Here is an 18,485-nt window from a genome sequence, read left to right on the forward strand (position 1 = left end):
AGGCCGAATCCTGTCGAAGAAAGGCGGAGAGGCGATTGACATCGAGCGGGGTTAAAGACGCCGATCCGGCCCCTCGGACCAGCCGGGAAACCGGCGGGGAAATTGCCAGCGAAACCACTTCGGAAAGCGGCCGGGAATCCGCCGGAGAGACCGATGGGAAATCCGCCCCGGTCGAATTGGCGGGCAGAAGAAAGCACCGGTTTCTGTCGCGGCCCCGCTTCCGGTTCGGCATCCAGTCCAAGATCCTGGTGGCGCTGCTGCTGTCGAGCATCCTGGGCGTGGCGGTCATCGGCTTCATCGGGGCCGTGTCCGGCCGCGACGCGTTGGTGCAGGTCGAGTCCGAGCGGTTGATCGAATTGCGCGGATCCCAGAAGCGCGCGGTGGAAGCGCTGTTTCGGCAAGTGACGAATTCGCTGATCGTCTACAGCGGCGGATTCAGCATCGTCGAGGCAACCGACGCGCTCACTGCGGGTTTCGACCAACTTGCCGACGCGACGATCACCCCCGCCCAGCAGCAGGCGCTCGTCGGCTACTACCAAAACCAGATGATCCTGCCGATCAAGCAGCTGACCGGCGACACGATCGACCTCAACGCCGTCCTGCCGAGTTCCAACGCGCAGAGGTACGTTCAGGCGAACTACACCGCGGTGCCCACGCCGCCGAACGAACAGGCGGGCATGCGGGAAGCCGGCGACGGCAGCGCGTGGTCGGCGGCCAACGCCCGCTTCAACTTCTACTTGAGCGGCATCGTGACGCGCTTCAAATATCGAGACGCGCTGCTGCTGGACACGCAGGGCAATGTCGTCTACAGCGTGCGGAAAGGGCCGGACCTGGGGACCAACATCCTCACCGGCCCGTACCGGGAATCCAATCTCCGTAGCGCCTACCAAAAGGCGTTGCGCTCCAACGATCTCGACTTCGTCTGGATCACCGACTTCCAGCCCTATCAGCCACAGCTCGACACGCCCACGGCGTGGGTGGTGTCGCCGGTCGGCATGAACGGCAAGATGAGCGGCGTCATGGCCCTGCCGGTGCCGATCGCGATGATCAACACGATCATGACCGCAGGAAAACAGTGGAAAGCCGCTGGGATGGGTGCCGCGACCGAGACCTATCTGGCGGGCCCCGACGACCTGATGCGCTCGGATTCGCGCATTTTCCTGGAAGACCCGCAGGAGTACCGGCGCGAGGCCATCGCCGCCGGCACACCGCCCGATGTCGTCGCCCGGGCGATCCGGCTGCACACCACCGTGCTGGTGCAGCCGGTTGCCAGCTCGGGCCTGGGCCGCCCAGCGCGGCGAGAGCGGGACCGTCAGCGGCACCGATTACACCGGCAACCGGGAGCTGGAAGCGTATGCCCCGGTGAACATACCCGACTCAGACTTGCACTGGTCGATCCTGGCCACCAGGGACAACTCCGATGCCTTCGCGCGACTGGGCAGGTTCAGCCAAACGCTGGTGATCGCGGTGACGGCGATGATCTTCGTCATCTGCGTGGCCTCGATGCTGGTCGCCCAGGCGGCGGTGCGGCCGATCCGGCGACTCGAGGCGGGCACGCGCAAGATCAGCTCCGGCGATTACGAAGTGAACATCCCGGTGAAGTCGCGCGACGAGTTCGGCGATCTCACCGCGGCGTTCAACGAGATGAGCCGGAACCTGGCGATCAAGGACGAACTCCTCAACGAGCAGCGCCGGGAGAACGAACGGCTCCTGCTGGCGCTGATGCCCGAATCGGTGGTGCAGCGGTACCGCGGCGGCGAGGAGACCATCGCCCAGACGCATCAGGACGTCGCCATCATCTATGCCGACATCGTCGGGCTCGACGAGATCTCCAACAGCCTGCCCGGCGACGTGCTGGTCGGCATCGTCGACGAACTGTTCCGCCAGTTCGATTCGGCGGCCGAAGCCCTTGGCGTGGAACGGATCCGCACGTTCCACAATGGCTATCTGGCCAGCTGCGGTGTGATCACCCCGCGACTGGACAGCATCCACCGCAGCGTCGATTTCGCCCTGGAGATGCGCCACAGCATCGACCGCTTCAACGCCCAGACCGGTCACCAGCTGAGCCTGCGGATCGGCGTCAACACCGGCAACGTGGTCAGCGGGCTGGTGGGCCGGTCCGGCCTCATCTACGACATGTGGGGCGGGGCGGTGAGCCTGGCCTACCAGATGCACAGTGGCGCACCGCAGCCGGGCATCTACGTGAGTGCTCAGGTCTATGAGGCGCTGCGGGACGTGCGGCAGTTCACGCCGGCGGGCACCATCTCGGTCGGCGGATCCGAGCAGGCGATTTACCGGCTCGCGGAGCGGTGATGAACGCCTGGCACGCCCCGTGGTTCTACTGGGCGATCGGCATCGCGGTCGGGTTTCCGCTCGCGTTGATCGTGCTCACCGAGCTGGGTCACAACCTGGCCCGCCGCAACAGCCGTATGACCAGACAAGTCAGCCTGCTGCGCAATTACCTGCTGCCCCTCGGTGCGCTGTTGCTGCTGCTGGTCAAGGCGTCGCAGATCCCGGCCGGCGACGTGCCGGTGCGGATGCTCACCACGCTGTTCGGCTTCCTGGTGCTGCTGGTGGTGGTGTCGGGTCTCAACGCCACCGTGTTCGAGGGCGCCCCCGCAGACAGCTGGCGCAAAAGGCTTCCCGGAATCTTCCTCGACGTGGCCCGCTTCGCCGTGATCGGCACCGGTGTGGCCCTGATGTTGTCCTGGGTCTGGGGTGTACGGGTCGGCGGCCTGTTCACCGCGCTGGGCGTCACGTCGGTCGTGATCGGCCTGATGTTGCAGAACTCCGTCGGCCAGATCGTGTCGGGGTTGTTCATGCTCTTCGAGCAGCCTTTCCGGATCAACGATTGGCTCGACACGGGAACCGCGAAGGGGCGCGTCGTCGAGGTGAACTGGCGGGCCGTGCACATCGACACCGGCAGCGGCATGCGCATCATGCCGAACTCGATGCTGGCCACGACGTCGTTCACGAACCTCAGCCGCCCGCCGGGCACACACAAACTGTCGCTGACCACCACCTTCTCGGCCGCGGACCCGCCCGACCGGGTCTGCGCGCTGCTGACCCGGACCGCATCCGGCCTGCCGCAACTGGCGACCGGCGTCGTGCCCCGCTCGGTGCCCGTCGGCGGCGCCGAGTACCGCACGTCCTTCGCGCTGAACTCGCCCGCCGACGACGGTGGCGCCCGGTCCACGTTTTTGCGATGGATCTGGTACGCCGCGCGCCGGGAAGGGCTTCACCTGGACGGCGCCGACGACGACTACTCGACCGCCGAACGGGTCGAGAGCGCGTTGCGCACCGTGGTGGCGCCGGCACTGCGTCTCAGCATGGACGAACAGCGCTTGCTGCACTCGCGCGCCCGGCTCGTCCGGTACGGGGCCGACGAGATCGTCGAGTACGCGGGTCAGGTGCCCGCCGGGATGACGTTCCTGGTCGCCGGCAGCGTGCAACTGACCGCCACGGCCGACGACGGGTCCGTCACGGTGATCGGCACGCTGGCAGAGGGCTCGTTCCTGGGGCTGACGGCGCTGACCCGGCAACCGAACCTCGCCGGCGCCCACGCGCTCGGGGAGGTCACCGCGCTCGAGATCGACCGCGAACACCTCGAGCCGCTGGTGATGCGCGAACCGGTGCTGCTGCAGAACTTCGGCCGCATCATCGAGGAGCGTCGCAACAAAGTGCGCCAGGCGAGGTGCGGCGAGCGGGCGGGAGAGACGCCGGTGAAAGCCGCCCTGTCGGTGGTGCACACGGAACGCGGCCCGGCACGTCACGGCGCACCGATGCAGCGGTCGCAATGACGCGGATGGGGCAGCCTTAGTCGGCCGCTCGGCGACCGATACCCTGGTTCGATGAGTCTGCGAGCACCGTCGCGCCCCGACTTGCGCCGCGAAGTCCACGACGCCGCGCGCCGCGCCCGTGTCGCGGCCCGCGCGCTCGCGGTGTTGCCGACGGTCGCCAAGGACGCCGCGTTGCAGTCCGCGGCCGCTGCGTTGGTGGCGCACACCGCGACGATCCTGGAAGCCAACGCCGAAGACCTCGACGCCGCGCGGGCCGCCGGCACGGCGCCCGCAATGCTCGACCGGCTGGCGCTGGACGCCAAGCGCGTCGAGGCGATCGCCGCGGGCCTGCGTCAGGTCGCGGGGTTGCCCGACCCGGTCGGTGAGGTGCTGCGCGGCTACACCTTGCCCAACGGCCTGCAGCTGCGCCAGCAGCGGGTGCCGCTGGGCGTCATCGGCATGATCTACGAGGGCCGGCCCAACGTCACCGTCGACGCCTTCGGCCTGGCGCTCAAGTCCGGCAACGCCGTGCTGCTGCGCGGGAGTTCGTCGGCGGCCAGGTCCAACCAGGCGCTCGTCGACGTGTTGCGCGCTTCGCTGCTCGGCGAGGACCTGCCCGCCGACGCCGTCCAGCTGCTTCCGGCCACCGACCGGTCGACGGTCACGCACCTGATCCAGGCCCGCGGCCTGGTCGACGTGGTGATCCCGCGCGGGGGCGCCAGCCTGATCGACGCGGTGGTCCGCGACGCGCAGGTACCCACCATCGAGACCGGCGTCGGCAACTGCCACGTCTACGTGCACGAGGGTGCCGACCTGGACGTGGCGGAACGAATCCTGCTGAACTCCAAGACCCGGCGGCCCAGTGTGTGCAACGCCGCGGAGACGCTGCTGGTGGACGCGGCGATCGCCGCCGACGCGGTGCCCAGGTTGGTGGCCGCGCTGCAGGACGCGGGGGTGACCGTGCACGGCGGCCTGACCGAAGGGGCGGGCGAGGAGAATCTGCGCCGCGAATACCTGTCGATGGACATCGCGCTGGCCGTGGTCGACGGCGTCGACGCCGCCATCGCCCACATCAACGAGTACGGCACCGGACACACCGAGGCCATCGTCACCACCAACATGGCCGCGGCACAACGATTTACCGATGGAGTTGACGCGGCCGCCGTAATGGTCAACGCCTCGACGGCGTTCACCGACGGCGAGCAGTTCGGTTTCGGTGCCGAGATCGGGATCTCCACCCAGAAGCTGCATGCCCGGGGACCGATGGGGCTGCCGGAGTTGACCTCGACCAAGTGGATCGCGTGGGGGGACGGCCAGATCCGCCCAGCCTGACCTGTCGCCAAAGTGCTTGAGGAGAATGCGATTGTGAGCGTGCCCGCCCGGCCCAAGCCGCTGTTCGCCGACATCGAAGACGTCTCGCGACGGCTGGCCGAGACCGGCTACCTGCCCGACACCGCCACCGCGACGGCGGTTTTCCTGGCCGACCGGCTCGGCAAGCCGCTGCTGGTGGAGGGGCCGGCCGGTGTCGGTAAGACCGAACTGGCGCGTGCGGTCGCGCAGGCCACCGGGTCGGGGCTGGTCCGCCTGCAGTGTTACGAGGGGGTCGACGAGGCCCGCGCGCTCTACGAGTGGAACCACGCCAAGCAGATCCTGCGAATTCAAACGAGCAACGCTGCCGGACAGGGGGACTGGGATCAGACCAGGGACGATGTGTTCAGCGAGGAGTTCCTGCTGTCCCGTCCGCTGCTGACCGCCATCCGGCGCACCGACCCGACGGTGCTGCTGATCGACGAGACCGACAAGGCCGACATCGAGATCGAGGGCCTGCTGCTCGAGGTGCTGTCCGACTTCGCGGTGACGGTCCCGGAATTGGGCACCATCACCGCCGAGCGGGCCCCGTTCGTCGTGCTGACGTCCAACGCCACCCGCGAGCTCTCGGAGGCTCTCAAGCGCCGCTGCCTGTTCCTGCACATCGACTTTCCCAGCCCCGACCTGGAACGGCGCATCTTGTTGTCGCGGGTCCCCGAGCTGCCCCAGCACCTTGCCGAGGAGCTGGTGCGCATCATCGGCGTGCTGCGCGGCATGCAGCTCAAGAAGCTGCCGTCGATCGCCGAGACGATCGACTGGGGCCGCACGCTGCTCGCGCTGGGCCTGGACACCATCGACGACGCCGTCGTCGCCCAGACGCTCGGGGTGGTCCTCAAACACCAGTCCGACCAGCAGCGCGCGAGCGGGGAGCTGAGGCTCAACTGATGAGGCTGCACTGATGGCCGCCCGCCGCATCCGGCCCGCCCGGCCGCTCGCCCCGCACGGGCTGCCCGGCCACCTGGTGGGGTTCGTGGAAGCCCTTCGCGGGGCAGGCATTGCGGTGGGGCCCTCAGAGACGGTCGATGCCGGCCGGGTGATGGCCACCCTCGGGCTGGGCGACCGGGAGGTGCTGCGCGAGGGCATCGCCTGCGCCGTGCTGCGCCGGCCCGACCATCGCGAGACCTACGACGCCATGTTCGACCTGTGGTTCCCGGCGGCGCTGGGCGCGCGCGCGGTGGCCCTGACGACCGACGACGAGGCGGCGGACGACAATTCACTGCCGCCCGACGACGTCGACGCGATGCGTCAGATGCTGCTGGACCTGCTCGCCGAGAACCCCGATCTCGCCGACATGGACCAGCGTCTGGTCTCGATGATCGCGCGCATCGTCGAGGCCTACGGCAAGTACAGCTCCAGCCGCGGCCCGTCGTTCTCGTCGTACCAGGCGCTCAAGGCGATGGCACTCGACGAGCTGGAAGGCAAGCTGCTGGCGGGCCTGCTCGCCCCCTACGGCGACGAGCCCACGCCCACCCAGGAGCAGATCGCCAAAGCCCTTGCCGCGCAGCGTATATCACAACTACGTAAGCTGGTCGACGCCGAGACCAAGCGGCGCACCGCCGAGCAGCTGGGCCGCGACCATGTCCAGATGTACGGCATTCCACAGCTTTCGGAGAACGTCGAGTTCCTGCGCGCCTCCGGGGAGCAGCTGCGCCAGATGCGGGGTGTGGTCGCGCCGCTGGCCCGCACCCTCGCGACCCGGCTGGCGGCCCGCCGGCGCCGGACCCGGGCCGGGACGATCGATCTGCGCAAGACGCTGCGCAGGTCGATGTCGACCGGGGGCGTCCCGATCGATGTGGTGCTGGCCAAGCCCCGCCCGGCGCGTCCGGAACTGGTTGTGTTGTGCGATGTCTCGGGCTCGGTTGCCGGATTCAGCCATTTCACGCTGCTGCTGGTGCACGCGTTGCGTCAACAGTTCTCGCGGGTGCGCGTGTTCGCCTTCATCGACACCACCGACGAGGTGACGCACATGTTCGGGCCCGAGGCCGACCTGGCGGTGGCCATCCAGCGGATCACCCGGGAGGCCGGCGTCTACAGCCGCGACGGCCATTCCGACTACGGCAACGCGTTCGTGTCGTTCGTGCAGGCCTTCCCCAACGCGCTCTCCCCGCGCAGTTCCCTGCTGGTGCTCGGTGACGGGCGCACCAACTACCGCGACCCGGCGATCGACGTGCTGTCCGACATGGTGACCGCCAGCCGCCACGCGCACTGGCTCAACCCCGAGCCCAGGCACCTGTGGGGCAGCGGCGACTCCGCGGTGCCGCGCTACCAAGAGGTGGTCACGATGCACGAGTGCCGGTCCGCCAAGCAACTGGCCGCGGTGATCGACCAGCTGCTGCCCGTGTGAGTGCCGGGCTCGCGGATGACCCACGCGGTCACCGCCGACAAATCGGCCTCCCGCATCGCCTCAAGTAAGCTGGCAAACCGTGCAAAAGCTGCTTCGCAGGCTGGGGGTGATGGGTGGGACGTTCGATCCCATCCATTACGGCCACCTGGTCGCCGCCAGCGAGGTCGCCGACCTGTTCGACCTCGACGAAGTGGTGTTCGTGCCCAGCGGGCAGCCCTGGCAGAAGGGCCGGCCGGTGTCGGCCGCCGAGGACCGCTACCTGATGACCGTGATCGCGACCGCGTCCAATCCCCAGTTCTCGGTGAGCCGGGTCGACATCGACCGCGCCGGGCCCACCTACACCAGGGACACCCTGCGCGACCTGCACGCGCTCAACCCGGACGCCCGGCTGTACTTCATCACCGGCGCCGACGCGCTGGCTTCCATCCTGTCGTGGCGCGGCTGGGAGGAGGCCTTCGACCTGGCGCACTTCGTCGGCGTCAGCCGCCCCGGCTACGAACTGCAGGGTGAGCACATCACCGGTGTGCTGGGCGAGCTGGCCGCCGACGCGCTCACCCTCGTGGAGATCCCGGCGCTGGCGATCTCGTCGACCGATTGCCGCCGCCGTGCCGAGGAGTCGCGCCCCCTGTGGTACCTGATGCCCGACGGCGTCGTGCAGTACGTGTCCAAGCGCCGGCTCTACTGCAAAAACGAACAGGCCGGACTGGTTACGGGGAACGACACATGAGCGCCACGCAGGAAGCCATCGACATGGCGACGGTGGCCGCCGGTGCGGCCGCCGCCAAACTCGCCGACGACGTCATCGTGATCGACGTCTCCGGCCAGCTGGTCATCACGGACTGCTTCGTCATCGCGTCGGCGTCCAACGAGCGGCAGGTCAACGCCATCGTCGACGAGGTCGAGGAGAAGATGCGCCGGGCCGGCTACAAGCCCGCGCGCCGCGAGGGCACCCGGGAAGGCCGCTGGACGCTGCTGGACTACCGCGACATCGTCGTGCACATCCAGCATCAGGACGACCGCGACTACTACGCCCTGGACCGCCTGTGGGGCGACTGCCCGGTGGTGCCGGTGGACCTGTCGGCGGAATCGGCGGATCCGCTATGAGAATTCGTCGCCTGGTGATGTTGCGGCACGGCCAGACCGCCTACAACCTCGGCAGCCGGATGCAGGGCCAGCTGGACACCGAGCTCAGTGAGCTGGGCCGGGCGCAGGCGATCGCCGCGGCCGAGGCGCTGGGCAAGCAGCAGCCGCTGCTGATCGTCTCCTCGGACCTGCGCCGCGCCTACGACACCGCGGTGACGCTGGGGGAGCGGGCCGGCGTGGACGTGCGGGTCGACGAGCGGCTGCGCGAAACCCATCTCGGCGACTGGCAGGGCTTGACGCACACCCAGATCGACGCCGAGGCCCCGGGAGCCCGGCTGGCGTGGCGCGAAGACGCCACGTGGGCACCGCACGGTGGGGAGAGCCGGGTGGACGTGGCCTCGCGCAGCCTGCCGGTGGTCGCCGAGCTGGTCGCCGGCAACCCGGAGTGGGGCGACCCCGACCAGCCGGATCGACCGGTGGTGTTCGTCGCCCACGGTGGGCTGATCGCCGCGCTGTCGGCCGCGCTGCTCAAGCTGCCGGTCGGCAACTGGCCGGTCCTGGGCGGCATGGGCAACGCGAGCTGGGTGCAACTGTCCGGCCACTCCCGCGGCGAAGGCGACGGGTTCGACGGCATCGGCTGGCGCCTGGACGTCTGGAACGCGTCGGCGCAGGTGTTCGGCGATGTCCTCTGAGGCGCGTCCCACCCTGCTGGTGTTCGCCGACTCCCTGGCCTACTACGGGCCCACCGGGGGACTGCCCGCCGACGACCCGCGGATCTGGCCCAATCTCGTTGCCGCACAGCTAGGCTGGGACCTGGAGCTGATCGGTCGCATCGGCTGGACCTGCCGGGACGTCTGGTGGGCGGCGACCCAGGACCCGCGCGCCTGGGCGGCGCTACCCAGGGCGGGCGCGGTGGTCTTCGCGACCGGCGGGATGGATTCGCTGCCCTCGGTGCTGCCGACGGCGTTGCGCGAGCTGATCCGCTACGTGCGCCCGTCGTGGCTGCGGCGCTGGGTACGCGACGGGTACGGCTGGGTACAGCCGCGGCTCTCGCCGGTGGCCAGGCCCGCGCTGCCCCCGCGCCTGAGCGCCGACTATCTCGAACAGACCCGTGCCGCAATCGATTTCAACCGCCCGGGCATCCCGATCGTGGCATCCCTGCCGTCGGTGCACATCGCCGAGACCTACGGGAAGGCGCACCACGGCCGTCCCGGCACGGTGGCGGCGATCACCGAATGGGCGCAGCGCCACGACGTTCCGCTGGTGGACCTCAAAGCCGCTGTGGCCGAACAGATCATGAGCGGCCGAGGCAACCCCGACGGCATCCACTGGAACTTCGAGGCCCACCAGGCGGTCGCCGAGCTGATGCTCAAGGCGCTGGCCGAAGCCTTGCAAAAGGCTCAAGTGGCGGCCGAGAAGCCGTGTGACTGACCGTGACCCGCGCCGACGACGATGCAGAGCGCAGCGATGAGAAGGAGCGGCGCTGATGACTGTCGTGGTGGTGACCGATGCGTCGTCGCGGCTGCCGGCCGACCTGTGCGAGAAGTGGGCGATCCGCGTGGTCCCGCTGCACATCCTGCTCGACGGCGCCGACCTGCGTGAGGGCGTCGACGAGATCCCCGAGGACCTCCACAAGCGTCACGCCACCACCGCGGCGGCGACGCCGGCCGAACTCGACGCCGCCTACCGGCAGGCGTTGACCGACAGCGGCGGCGACGGCGTGGTGGCGGTGCACATCTCCTCGGGCCTGTCGGGAACCTGTGCCGCCGCGCAACGCACGGCGGCCGAACTGGGCCCGGCCGTGCGGGTCGTCGACTCGAGGTCGGCCGCGATGGGCACCGGCTTCGTCGCGCTGGCCGCCGCGCGGGCCGCGGCCGCGGGCGGCGATCTGGAGGCCGTCGCCGGCGCCGCCGGCGCGGCGGTGTCCCGCGGCCACGCCTACATCGTGGTCCACCGCCTGGACAACCTGCGCCGCAGCGGACGGATCGGCGGGGCCAAGGCGTGGTTGGGCACCGCGCTGGCGCTCAAGCCGGTGCTGCGCATCGAGGACGGGAAACTCGTTCTGGCCCAACGGGTGCGCACGGTCAACAACGCAACTGCGGCGATGATCGACCGGGTCTGCGAGATCGTGGGGGAGGACTCCGCCGAGTTGGCGGTGCACCACGTCGCCAACCCCGACGGCGCCGACCGGGTCGCCGCCGCGCTGGCCGCGCGGCTACCGGCGTGCCGGCCCGCGACCGTGACCCCGCTGGGGCCGGTGCTGGGATTGCACGTCGGCGCGGGAGCCGTCGCGGTGTGCGTGCAGCTGTCCGGGTAGTGCCGCGGGCAATCAGCGGTGCGCCGGCACCGGTATCGGCGAGGTGTCGGCCTCCTTGGCCACCGGCTGCTGCCGGCGCCCGTAGTCGCCGCGGGGGTGGACCACCTGCGGCCACCAGAACCAGCGCCCCAGCATGGTGGCGATGGACGGCATCAGCAGCGTGCGCACGACCAGGGTGTCGAGCAGCAGACCGATGCAGACCGTGGAGCCGAACTGCCCCAGCACGGTCAGCTCGCTGCCCAGCATGGCCGCCATGGTGAAGGCGAACACCAGACCCGCGGACGTCACCACCGTGCCGGTGCCGGCCATGGACCGGATGATCCCGGTCTTGAGGCCGGCGTGGATCTCCTCCTTGAAACGGGAGACCAGCAGCAGGTTGTAGTCGGACCCGACGGCCAGCAGGATGATGACCGACAGCGCCATCACGATCCAGTGGATCTTGAAACCGAACAGGTCCTGCCAGATGAGCACGGACAACCCGAACGACGCCGCGATCGAGCTGCCCGCGGTGCTCACGATGACCAGAGCCGCCACCACGCTGCGGGTCAGCAGCAGCATGATCATGAAGATCAGCGTCAACGCCGAGATCACCGCGATCATCAGGTCGTACTTGGCGCCGTCATGCATGTCCTTGAAGGTCGCCGCCGTACCGCCCAGGAACACCTTGGCGTTCGACAGCGACGACTGCTTGAGCGCCTCCTGGGCGGCCAGGCGCTCGGAGTCGACCCGTGAGATCCCTTCCGGGGTCATCGGATCGCCCTGATGGGTGATGAAGAAACGCGTGGACTTGCCGTCGGGGGAGAAGAACATCTTGATGCCGCGGATGAACTCCGGGTTCGAGAACGCCTCGGGCGGAAGGTAGAAGAAGTCGTCGTTCTTGGACTTGTCGAAGCTTTGCCCCATGACGATCGCGGTGTCGTTCATCGCGTCCATCTGGTCGAGCATGGCCTCGAAGGTGCTGTGCATCGTCAGGGTCAGCTCGCGGGTGGTTTTCATGCTGTTGATCTGCGGCGGCAAGATCGCGGCCAACTGGTGCGTGAGCACGTCCAGGGTTCTTGTGTCTTTTGACAGGGAATGGATGGTCTCGGCAAGCTTGTCCGTGTCGTCCAAGGCGTCGAAAATGGAGCGGGTCGACCAGCATATCGGGATGTCGAAGCAGTGTTTCTCCCACCACAAGTAGCTGCGGACCGGCCGCCAGAAGTCGTCGAAATCCGCTAGGTGATCCCGCAGCTCATCAGTGATGTTCGCCATTTTTTCGGTGAGATTCGCCATGTCGTGAGCATTGTCGGCCATCTGTTTCGTGAGGTCATACATCTGCTCCAGATAATTTATGGTGATCTGCTGCTCATCCGCCATCTTGAGGATGTCGGCCATGCGCTGCCTGAGGAAGTCCATGTTCTGCATGGTCGTCTGGCCCTGGACGCTGTTCTGGAACGGGATCGAGCTGTGCTGGATGGGGATGCCCAGGGGCCGGGTGATGTCCTGGACCATGGCGATGCCGTGGGTGCGGATGAGGTTTCTGGCGACCTTGTCCAGCACCAGCATGTCGGCCGGGTTGCGCATGTCGTGGTCGGCTTCGACCATCAGCATGTCAGGGTTCATCCGGGCCTGGGAGAAATGCCGGTCCGCCGCCGCGTATCCGAGGTTGGCGGGCGCCGATCCGGGCAGGTAGTAGCGGTCGTTGTAGCTGGTGACGTAGCCGGGTAGGCCCAGCATGCCGATGAGCACGACGGTGGCGCTGACCGCGAAGATCGGCAGCGGCCAGCGCACCACCGCGGTGCCGACGCGGCGCCACAGCCGGCCCTTGGCCGCCTGCTTGGGTTCGAACAGGCCAAAGCGGCTGCCCACGAAGATCACCGCCGGGCCCAGCGTCAGGCCAGCCAGCACCACGACCAGCATCCCGATCGCCACGGGCGCGCCCATGGTGCTGAACCAGGGCAGCCGGGCGAAGCTGAGGCAGTAGGTGGCGCCGGCGATGGTCAGGCCCGACCCGAGCACGACGGGCGCCACCCCGTGGAACGTGGTGTAGTAGGCGGTTTCCCGGTCCTCGCCGGCCGCCCGCGCTTCCTGGTAGCGCCCGACCAGGAAGATGCCGTAGTCGGTGGCCGCGGCGATCGCCAGCATCGTCAGGATGTTGGCGGCGAACGTGGTCAGCCCGAACGCGTTGACGTAGCCCAGCGCGGCGACCACCTGACGCGAGCACGCCAGCCCGACGAAGGTCATGAACAGCTGGATCACGGTGGTGACGATCGAGCGGTACACCAGCAGCAGCATGACCGCGATCGCGCCCAGGGTGAACAGCGTGATCTTGGCCAGGCTGGAGTTACCGATGACGTGCATGTCGTCGGAGAGCGCCGCGGGCCCGGTGACATAGGCCTTCACCCCCGGCGGTGCCGGGGTGTTGTTGACCGCCTTGCGCACGGCCTCGACGGAATCGTTGGCCAGCGTCGTGCCCTGGTCGCCTGCGATGTTGATCATCACGTAGGAGGCCTTGGCGTCGGCGCTCTGCGCCCCCGCCGCGGTGAACCGGTCACCCCAGAAATCCTGGATGTGCTGGACGTGCTCGTGGTCTCCGCGCAGCTTGCGGACGATCTCGTCGTAGTAGCGGTGGGCGGCGTCGTCGAGCGGCCGCTGGCCTTCGAGCACGACCATCACCGTGCTGTTGGAGTCGAACTCCTGGAAGTTGTGGCCGAGCCGCATCATGGCCTTCATCGACGGCGCGTCTAGCGGAGCCATCGGCGCCGAGTGCGCCTCCCCGACGACTTCCAGCGTCGGGATCGCGACGTTGAGCAGGACCGTCACCGCCACCCAGCCCAGGATGATGGGCACCGCGAAGATGCGGATGAGGTGCGGGATGTACGGGCGGTGGCCGCGCCGGGCGGCGCTCGGGGCGGTCATGCGGACTTCACCAGGCAAAACGCCTGCGCGTTGACGCCGTTGAATTCGTGTTGCTCGCGCAGCTGGCCGTCGACGGTGATCCGGCAGCCGATCCGGTCGGCGTCAGTCTGGGCCATGATGTTGGCGCTGACCGCGGGCAGGGTCGTGGACAGGGTGTACGACCACGGCAACGGCGCCCCGTTGACCTGGTGGGTGTTGGCGTCGGCGTCCCAGTAGTTGATGTTGGCGGTCGACCCGGGCGGCCCGGTGATCTCATAGGTGACGACCTTGGGATTGAACTGCACGATCTCGATGCCCGCGCCGGCATTGGCGTTGAGGTCCTGCGAACCGAAGATCCTGTGCAGTCGCGACACCACCAGTCCCGAGGCGCTCAGGACGACCACCAGCACGAAGGGTATCCACGCTTGCTTGAGATGGCCACCGATGGAAACCGCTCTCATGTCACCGCCTTCCACTCACTGCTGCGCGTGTCCGCCGTCCTGCCGGATCGGAACGCTCGACACCGTCGACGACCAGCCAAATCATCAGAACATTTGCTCAGCTAAGTATCGTAAACCTTAATGCACGGAACCGTTCCTCCGGGCCCGTTTGGTGTGGCGAACGGCATAGCTTCAGCGAGCCACCCGGCCGGTGACCGGCGGCAGGTCGGCCAGCGTCGCGATGCCGGGGCGCGCCGCCACCACCGCCGGGACCGCGTTGGTCACCGGCATCGCGGTGTAGATCATGCCCAGGCCCATGAACCCGGGCTCGGTCCAGTCCTTGGGCGGCAGGCAGTGCAGCACGGTGCGCATGTTGGGCAACCCGAACACCTGGATGACGTGGCCGTTCTCGAGCGGCTTGGGCGGCGCCACGTGGTTGCCCATGGTCCAGTTGAAGCCGACGCTGACGACGTTGCGATCGCCCTGCCAGCCGCGGTGGTACCCGTAGACGCCGCCGACCGTTCCCGCCGGGATCTTCATGAAGCCCAGATCGGAGTCGTCGGTGGCCGCGGTGAACGTGACGTCGAAGGTCATCCTGTCCAGCTTCGCCCCGATCGCGTCGGCCATCATCGCCGCCGATTCGGCGAACACCTCGCTCTCCCGCCGCACGCTCTCGGCCAGGCCCGGGGTGTCGGGATCCTGGGAGAAGCCCATCGCCGTCTGGGTCTCCGCCGACTCGTAGGTCGAGCAGTCCACCGACTCGGTGATCCGGATCTCGTCGACCCACTCGCAGGAGGCGGACAGCACCATGCCGACCATGTTCGTCATCCCGGGGTGCGCCCCGCTGCCGAAGATCGTCGACTGCCCCCGCTCGCAGGCGTCCAGGATGCGTTGGCGGTCCTGCGGGGTCTGCTTGCCCCCGGTGATCCAGGCCGCGCTGGTGCACACGTTGACACCCGATTCCAGCAGCCGCACCAGTTCGTCGACGCTGGGCCACAACGGGTTGTAGCAGCACGCGTCGGCGTCCAGGGCCAGCAGTGCGTCGATGTCGTCGGTCGCGCGCACACCGGTCGGTTCGGGCCAGCCGGCCAGGTCGGCGGCGTCGACGCCGACCTTGTCCGCCCCGTGCGCGTACACCCCGACCAGTTCCATGTCGGGCCGGCCGATGACGGCGTGCAGTGAGCGGCGCCCGATGTTCCCGGTGGTCCACTGGATGACGCGAAGGGGACGGTTTGTGCTCACGGGGGCTCCTTTGCCGGTGCGATTCGACTCATTATGTGCAACCGGTCACCGTGCCCGCGGGCGGGGCGGCCCCCACCGCCGCCTGGTTGCTCCTCAGGCGTCCAACCGGGTGAATCGACCCTCGCGGTACTGCTCGACGCAGGCGGCCCGCCGGATCTTGCCGCTGGTCGTGGTGGGTATCGACCCGGGCGACACCAGAACGAGGTCGCCGACGCTCAAGCCGTGCGCGTTGGATATCGCCGACGTGACGTCGCTTCTGACGCGGGCGAGCCGGTGCAGCGCCGCCTCGTCGGAGTCGCCCCTCTTCTTGAGTTCGATCACGGTGACCAGCTCCTCGGTGCCGTTCACCGGAACCGATATCGCCGCGACCCGGCCCCCGGTGAGCTCCTGGGCCGTGGCCTCGATGTCCTCGGGGTAGTGGTTCCGCCCGCGGATGATCAGCAAGTCCTTGATGCGCCCGACGATGAACAGCTCACCGGAGAAGACGAAACCCAGGTCGCCGGTTCGCAGCCACGGGCCGCCCGGCGTGCCCGGCGACGGGTCCACCAGCGTCGCGCCGAAGCAGCGCTGCTCCTCCGGCGGCTTGCGCCAGTAGCCCTCGGCGACGTTGGGGCCGTGTAGCCAGATCTCGCCGACCACGTCGGGCGGGCACTCCCGGCCCGTGTCGGCGTCGACGATCCGCAGCGTCGGGGAGTGCGGCACTTTGTATTTGACCAGCGCCGTGCCGGTCCGGGCCGCACCTGGCCGGACGCGGCCGGCGGACAGCTCATCGGCATCGAAGCGCACCGCGCTCGACGACTCGCTCCAGGTGCCGGCCGTCACGAAGACGGTCGCCTCCGCCAAGCCGTAGGAGGGGCGCACCATGTGGTCTTGAAAGCCGAAGTGGGCGAACCGGTCGACGAAGCGCTGCAAGGTGGCCGGCTCGACACGTTCGGCGCCGCTGATGATGCCCAGCACGCCGGAGAGCTCGAGCCCGGCGAGGTCGCCGTCGCCGGTTTTGCGGGCGGCCAGGTCGTAGGCGAAGTTCGGCGCCGCCGAAAACGCGTGCGGACTCGTGGCCAGGGATCGCACCCACCTCGCGGGCCGTTCCAGGAACGAGACCGGGCTCGCCAGCTCGCCGCGATAGCCGCCCAGGATCGGTGCGCAGACGCCCAGCACCAAACCCATGTCGTGGTAGAAGGGCAGCCACGACACGATGGTGAGATCCGGCGGGGCTTTGATGTTGGACTCCGTGAAAAAGCTCCGCATCAGCTGCTCGAAGTTCACCTGGAGGTTGCGGTGCGAGATCATCACGCCGGTCGGCAGCCGGGTGGAGCCCGAGCTGTACTGCAGATACGCGACGCTGGGCAAAGCTGTTGCCGGAAGGGATGTTCCGCCATCGGCATCCAGATTCAGCGAATCGATTTCGACGATCTTCGGCACGGCCTCCAGGCGTGCCCGATCGACATATTCGGTGATGTCCTCCGCGACCGCGGACGTCGTGAGGACAACCGCGGGCGACGTGTCGGTGAGGACCGCGCTCACCCGCTCATGGGTCGAGCCGCGGTGCGGCAACGGGAGCGGAACCGCGATCAGGCCGGCCTGCATGGCTCCCAGGAACGCCGCGATGTAGTCGAGGGACTGCGGAGCCAGGATCACCGCCCTGTCCCCGGCCGAGCCGTGCAGGCTGAGCTCGCGCGCCAAATTCATTGTCCGGCGGGACAACTGCGACCACGTGAGGCTCTCGGGAACGCCCGCCCAGTCGTCGTCGCAATCGGTGAACGTAAAGGCGACGTCGTCGGGCCGCAGGCTGGCACGGCCGTGCAGCATCGAGAGAATGGAAGACTGGGGCTGCGTCACATCACGTCCGTGCCGATTTCTCCGAGGCGGCGCATCGGAGTCAGTGGTCGGCCTGTCCCGCGCCATGGGACAACACGGACAAGGCACCGGCGAGGATCTGCGAGAACGGGTCGGCCCCGCCGCCGAAGGTGGCCTGGTTGGCCGGCGCGGTGACCTCCGCGGGGTCGAAGCCGTGCAGCGGGTCCACCTGAACCGGGGCGGTCGACGGGTCGTCGTTGCGCGCGTAGCCCGCATTGACCCGGGGCGTCAGGATCGCGTCGAGCTTGTTGAGCGTGTCCTCCGAAATCCCGATGTAGGCCAGGGGCATGACCAGCGGAAGGTGCTTCTCCGGGACCATGACCGTCGTGATCTTCGCGCCCCTGGAGTTGACCGTGGTCCTGATGTTCTGCGGCGGCACCATGCCCGGGTTCGTGAAGGCCACCGCGGTGTGACCCGTGGCCAGGCCCATGACGGTGTTGGCGAGGGCGAACATGTTGTCCGGCCGGTCCGGGAAGTCCGCGATGGAGTCGTACGCGGCCACGAACTTGTCGGTGTCGTATTGGCTCTGGTACGGGGGCGGCATGGTGTAGTCGAGCGCGGGGACGACGCTGCCGACGGGGAACATGGCGGACAGGAAACTCTGACCGAAGGCGTGCCGCCCGATCGGGTCGCCGAATGTGGCGAAGTTCAGGGTGTCCGGCGGCGGAGCGGCCGGGTCGTCGGCCAGTCGAGCCTGCGCGCCGTCGACCACGAACCCGCCCTCGGACAAGCCGATCGCGGTGCCGGGCCGACCCGACTTGATCGCCCCGACGAGATTGTCTATTCCCACGTCGACCGACTCGCCGACGCTGGGCCCGTCCAGGCCCAGGCCCGGGAAGTTCTCATCGAGCTTGCCGATGCCCGGGAACAGTCGCCCCAGCACGTGGCCCTGCACCTGCCCCGCCGGGTAGCCGATGATTTCGCGCTGCTGGCCGGGGAACCATTGGGCGCCCTCCTGGCGGATGTACTCGTCGTAGGGGATGCCCAGAACGTGAGCGCCCCCGAGCGCGTACGCGGTCTGGTCGCCCGGTGCCCCCGGTGTCGGCGGCCCGCCGATGGGCGTGTCATCGGCCGACGCGGTGGGGGCCGAGGCGGTGGGGACGCCGAAACATGCTGTGGCGCTGACGGTTACCAGCGCGGCGACTCCCGCGACCAGTTTCTTCATCCCTACCCCTGAC

14 protein-coding genes and 1 pseudogene are annotated in these 18,485 nt (G+C 68.5%); 10 read left to right on the plus strand and 5 right to left on the minus strand.

Features of this window, described 5'->3' with window-relative positions; genetic code table 11:
• Positions 1-101: 101 nt before the first annotated feature.
• The 10 genes and pseudogenes from AB8998_RS10670 to AB8998_RS10715 all read left to right on the plus strand — a co-directional run bounded on the left by AB8998_RS10670 (position 102) and on the right by AB8998_RS10715 (position 10,891).
• Positions 102-2,313: pseudogene (locus AB8998_RS10670) on the plus strand (adenylate/guanylate cyclase domain-containing protein).
• Positions 2,313-3,800 carry a mechanosensitive ion channel family protein gene (locus tag AB8998_RS10675; RefSeq protein WP_369737927.1) on the plus strand — a complete coding sequence of 496 codons (1,488 nt, stop codon included), beginning with the start codon at positions 2,313-2,315 and terminating at the stop codon, positions 3,798-3,800. Before AB8998_RS10670 ends, AB8998_RS10675 begins: the two are co-directional and overlap by 1 nt.
• Positions 3,801-3,851: 51 nt before the next feature.
• The gene (locus AB8998_RS10680) at positions 3,852-5,111 is read left to right on the plus strand and encodes a glutamate-5-semialdehyde dehydrogenase (RefSeq protein WP_369737928.1); all 1,260 of its coding nucleotides are present in this window, start codon (positions 3,852-3,854) and stop codon (positions 5,109-5,111) included.
• 33 nt (positions 5,112-5,144) lie between these two features.
• Positions 5,145-6,032, plus strand: coding sequence for an AAA family ATPase (locus tag AB8998_RS10685; protein WP_369737929.1), 888 nt, complete (start codon positions 5,145-5,147; stop codon positions 6,030-6,032).
• Positions 6,033-6,045: 13 nt separating this feature from the next.
• Positions 6,046-7,491, plus strand: a complete 1,446-nt coding sequence (locus AB8998_RS10690) for a vWA domain-containing protein (protein ID WP_369737930.1) — start codon at positions 6,046-6,048, stop codon at positions 7,489-7,491.
• 100 nt (positions 7,492-7,591) lie between these two features.
• Entirely contained in the window at positions 7,592-8,218 is a 627-nt protein-coding gene (nadD, locus tag AB8998_RS10695; RefSeq protein WP_369741513.1) for a nicotinate-nucleotide adenylyltransferase, read from the plus strand.
• The gene (rsfS, locus tag AB8998_RS10700) at positions 8,215-8,595 is read left to right on the plus strand and encodes a ribosome silencing factor (protein ID WP_369737932.1); all 381 of its coding nucleotides are present in this window, start codon (positions 8,215-8,217) and stop codon (positions 8,593-8,595) included. The genes nadD and rsfS overlap by 4 nt, the downstream gene beginning before the upstream one ends.
• Positions 8,592-9,266, plus strand: a complete 675-nt coding sequence (gene gpgP, locus AB8998_RS10705) for a glucosyl-3-phosphoglycerate phosphatase (protein WP_369737933.1) — start codon at positions 8,592-8,594, stop codon at positions 9,264-9,266. Before rsfS ends, gpgP begins: the two co-directional genes overlap by 4 nt.
• On the plus strand, positions 9,256-10,005 hold the full coding sequence (gene octT / locus AB8998_RS10710; RefSeq protein ID WP_369737934.1) for a diglucosylglycerate octanoyltransferase: 750 nt from the start codon (positions 9,256-9,258) through the stop codon (positions 10,003-10,005). The genes gpgP and octT overlap by 11 nt, the downstream gene beginning before the upstream one ends.
• Positions 10,006-10,060: 55 nt before the next feature.
• Positions 10,061-10,891, plus strand: coding sequence for a DegV family protein (locus AB8998_RS10715; protein WP_369737935.1), 831 nt, complete (start codon positions 10,061-10,063; stop codon positions 10,889-10,891).
• A 12-nt stretch (positions 10,892-10,903) separates the two neighbouring features.
• Here the strand turns inward: AB8998_RS10715 and AB8998_RS10720 are convergent, their stop codons facing one another.
• From AB8998_RS10720 to pe, 5 genes are all read right to left on the minus strand, one after another.
• Positions 10,904-13,789, minus strand: a complete 2,886-nt coding sequence (locus tag AB8998_RS10720; protein WP_369737937.1) for an MMPL/RND family transporter — start codon at positions 13,787-13,789, stop codon at positions 10,904-10,906.
• Positions 13,786-14,229: an MmpS family transport accessory protein gene (locus tag AB8998_RS10725; protein ID WP_369737938.1), complete on the minus strand. Its 444-nt coding sequence runs from the start codon at positions 14,227-14,229 to the stop codon at positions 13,786-13,788. The genes AB8998_RS10720 and AB8998_RS10725 overlap by 4 nt, the downstream gene beginning before the upstream one ends.
• Before the next feature lie 171 nt (positions 14,230-14,400).
• Entirely contained in the window at positions 14,401-15,450 is a 1,050-nt protein-coding gene (locus AB8998_RS10730) for an NAD(P)H-dependent amine dehydrogenase family protein (protein ID WP_369737940.1), read from the minus strand.
• A gap of 93 nt (positions 15,451-15,543) precedes the next feature.
• A complete protein-coding gene (locus tag AB8998_RS10735) occupies positions 15,544-17,289 on the minus strand; it encodes an AMP-binding protein (RefSeq protein ID WP_369737941.1) in 1,746 nt (581 codons plus the stop codon).
• Between the two features lie 40 nt (positions 17,290-17,329).
• Positions 17,330-18,472 (minus strand): acyltransferase PE, encoded by a 1,143-nt coding sequence (gene pe, locus AB8998_RS10740; RefSeq protein ID WP_369737942.1) that lies wholly within the window; start codon positions 18,470-18,472, stop codon positions 17,330-17,332.
• Positions 18,473-18,485 lie beyond the last annotated feature (13 nt).

Origin of the sequence: Mycobacterium sp. HUMS_12744610 (genome assembly GCF_041206865.1) — a bacterium.
In the GTDB taxonomy this organism is placed as follows: domain Bacteria; phylum Actinomycetota; class Actinomycetes; order Mycobacteriales; family Mycobacteriaceae; genus Mycobacterium; species Mycobacterium servetii.